This is a genomic window from Hymenobacter gummosus (assembly GCF_003970915.1).
In the GTDB taxonomy this organism is placed as follows: domain Bacteria; phylum Bacteroidota; class Bacteroidia; order Cytophagales; family Hymenobacteraceae; genus Solirubrum; species Solirubrum gummosum.
Genome location: NZ_RXOF01000041.1, coordinates 1 through 300 on the forward strand (window position 1 = coordinate 1; position 300 = coordinate 300).

Here is a 300-nt window from a genome sequence, read left to right on the forward strand (position 1 = left end):
CGTCACCGCCGTTTTGGTGCCGCCGGGGCTGGTGCCCTGCAGGCGCAGGCGGGTGGCCGTGGCCTCCAGGATGTCGGAGGTTTTGTTGCTCACCGAGTCGGGCAGGCCGATAAAGGCTCCCCGGCCCTGCAGCACGATCTGGCCCAGGTTGCCGTTGGGCCGGAACACGAACGCGCCGATGCTGTTGCGGGTCGTGCCGCAGGCGCCGCCGGCGTAGGTGCCGCCGGCCGCGTCGTAGGCGTACGAGAAGTTATTGGTGAACGACCCCTGGTTGTCGGCCTGACAGGCCGGCAGCGGAGC

1 protein-coding gene is annotated in these 300 nt (G+C 70.0%); it reads right to left on the minus strand.

Annotation, left to right across the window (positions count from 1 at the left end; all coding sequences use genetic code 11):
• A partial coding sequence (locus EJV47_RS28295) for a hypothetical protein (protein ID WP_165903961.1) occupies positions 1-300 on the minus strand: 300 nt, incomplete at both ends.